Below are 2,918 nucleotides of genomic sequence, written 5' to 3'. Positions count from 1 at the left end.
GAGACAGACTCGTTATAGGGTCAAGCGAACAAGTGCATGTGGTGGATGCCTTGGCGATCACAGGCGATGAAGGACGCGGTAGCCTGCGAAAAGCTACGGGGAGCTGGCAAACGAGCTTTGATCCGTAGATGTCCGAATGGGGAAACCCACTCCTTTTGGAGTATCCATGGCTGAATACATAGGCCATGTGAAGCGAACGCGGTGAACTGAAACATCTAAGTAACCGCAGGAAAAGAAATCAACCGAGATTCCCAAAGTAGTGGCGAGCGAAATGGGATGAGCCTTGTACTCTTTATTTGTATTGTTAGCCGAACGCTCTGGAAAGTGCGGCCATAGCGGGTGATAGCCCCGTAGGCGAAAACAGTATGAAAGAACTAAGTGTACGACAAGTAGGGCGGGACACGTGAAATCCTGTCTGAAGATGGGGGGACCATCCTCCAAGGCTAAATACTCGTGATCGACCGATAGTGAACCAGTACCGTGAGGGAAAGGTGAAAAGAACCCCGGGAGGGGAGTGAAATAGATCCTGAAACCGCATGCATACAAACAGTCGGAGCCTCGTAAGGGGTGACGGCGTACCTTTTGTATAATGGGTCAGCGACTTACGTTCAGTAGCAAGCTTAACCGTATAGGGCAGGCGTAGCGAAAGCGAGTCCGAATAGGGCGTTCAGTTGCTGGGCGTAGACCCGAAACCAAGTGATCTATCCATGGCCAGGATGAAGGTGCGGTAACACGTACTGGAGGTCCGAACCCACTAACGTTGAAAAGTTAGGGGATGAGCTGTGGATAGGGGTGAAAGGCTAAACAAACTTGGAAATAGCTGGTTCTCTCCGAAAACTATTTAGGTAGTGCCTCGTGTCTCACCTTCGGGGGTAGAGCACTGTCATGGTTGGGGGGTCTATTGCAGATTACCCCGCCATAGCAAACTCCGAATACCGAAGAGTGCAATCACGGGAGACAGACATCGGGTGCTAACGTCCGGTGTCAAGAGGGAAACAACCCAGACCGCCAGCTAAGGTCCCCAAATATAGCTAAGTGGGAAACGAAGTGGGAAGGCTAAAACAGTCAGGAGGTTGGCTTAGAAGCAGCCACCCTTTAAAGAAAGCGTAATAGCTCACTGATCGAGTCGTCCTGCGCGGAAGATGTAACGGGGCTAAGCTATATACCGAAGCTGCGGATGCGTGCTTTGCACGCATGGTAGGAGAGCGTTCTGTAAGCCTGCGAAGGTGTCTCGGAAGGGATGCTGGAGGTATCAGAAGTGCGAATGCTGACATGAGTAGCGATAAAGGGGGTGAAAGGCCCCCTCGCCGTAAGCCCAAGGTTTCCTACGCAACGTTCATCGGCGTAGGGTGAGTCGGCCCCTAAGGCGAGGCAGAAATGCGTAGCTGATGGGAAGCAGGTCAATATTCCTGCACCATTGTTAAATGCGATGGGGGGACGGATCGCGGAAGGTTGTCCGGGTGTTGGAAGTCCCGGTCGCTGCATTGGAGAAGGCACTTAGGCAAATCCGGGTGCGCAATTCAAGGGTGTGGCGCGAGCTTCTTAGGAAGCGAAGCAATTGGAAGTGGTTCCAAGAAAAGCCTCTAAGCTTCAGTTTAACAATGACCGTACCGCAAACCGACACAGGTGGGCGAGATGAGTATTCTAAGGCGCTTGAGAGAACTCGGGAGAAGGAACTCGGCAAATTGGTACCGTAACTTCGGGATAAGGTACGCCCTTGTAGCTTGACTGGCTCGCGCCAGGAGGGTGAAGGGGTTGCAATAAACTGGTGGCTGCGACTGTTTAATAAAAACACAGCACTCTGCAAACACGAAAGTGGACGTATAGGGTGTGACGCCTGCCCGGTGCCGGAAGATTAAATGATGGGGTGCAAGCTCTTGATTGAAGTCCCGGTAAACGGCGGCCGTAACTATAACGGTCCTAAGGTAGCGAAATTCCTTGTCGGGTAAGTTCCGACCTGCACGAATGGCGTAACGATGGCCACACTGTCTCCTCCCGAGACTCAGCGAAGTTGAAGTGTTTGTGATGATGCAATCTACCCGCGGCTAGACGGAAAGACCCCATGAACCTTTACTGTAGCTTTGCATTGGACTTTGAACCGATCTGTGTAGGATAGGTGGGAGGCTATGAAACCGGAACGCTAGTTTCGGTGGAGCCGTCCTTGAAATACCACCCTGGTTTGTTTGAGGTTCTAACCTTGGCCCGTGATCCGGGTCGGGGACAGTGCATGGTAGGCAGTTTGACTGGGGCGGTCTCCTCCCAAAGCGTAACGGAGGAGTACGAAGGTACGCTAGGTACGGTCGGAAATCGTGCTGATAGTGCAATGGCATAAGCGTGCTTAACTGCGAGACCGACAAGTCGAGCAGGTGCGAAAGCAGGTCATAGTGATCCGGTGGTTCTGTATGGAAGGGCCATCGCTCAACGGATAAAAGGTACTCTGGGGATAACAGGCTGATACCGCCCAAGAGTTCATATCGACGGCGGTGTTTGGCACCTCGATGTCGGCTCATCTCATCCTGGGGCTGTAGCCGGTCCCAAGGGTATGGCTGTTCGCCATTTAAAGAGGTACGTGAGCTGGGTTTAAAACGTCGTGAGACAGTTTGGTCCCTATCTGCCGTGGGCGTTGGATATTTGAAGGGGGCTGCTCCTAGTACGAGAGGACCGGAGTGGACGAACCTCTGGTGTACCGGTTGTCACGCCAGTGGCATCGCCGGGTAGCTATGTTCGGAAGAGATAACCGCTGAAAGCATCTAAGCGGGAAACTCGCCTTAAGATGAGATATCCCTGGGGACTAGATCCCCTTGAAGGGTCGTTCGAGACCAGGACGTTGATAGGTCAGGTGTGTAAGCGCAGTAATGCGTTCAGCTAACTGATACTAATTGCCCGTAAGGCTTGATCCTATAACAAGTCTGCCTTGT

The 2,918-nt window shown here is 52.5% G+C and carries 1 rRNA gene; it reads left to right on the top strand.

The features are described from left to right. Nucleotides 1-18: 18 nt before the first annotated feature. A 23S ribosomal RNA gene (locus tag BFF94_RS37455) occupies nt 19-2,900 on the top strand. The last annotated feature ends 18 nt before the right edge of the window (nt 2,901-2,918 follow it).

Origin of the sequence: Burkholderia catarinensis, assembly GCF_001883705.2 — a bacterium.
GTDB lineage: Bacteria > Pseudomonadota > Gammaproteobacteria > Burkholderiales > Burkholderiaceae > Burkholderia > Burkholderia catarinensis.
The sequence above is the reverse complement of the archived record's forward strand: the minus strand, read 5'-3'. Positions and strand labels throughout refer to the sequence as shown.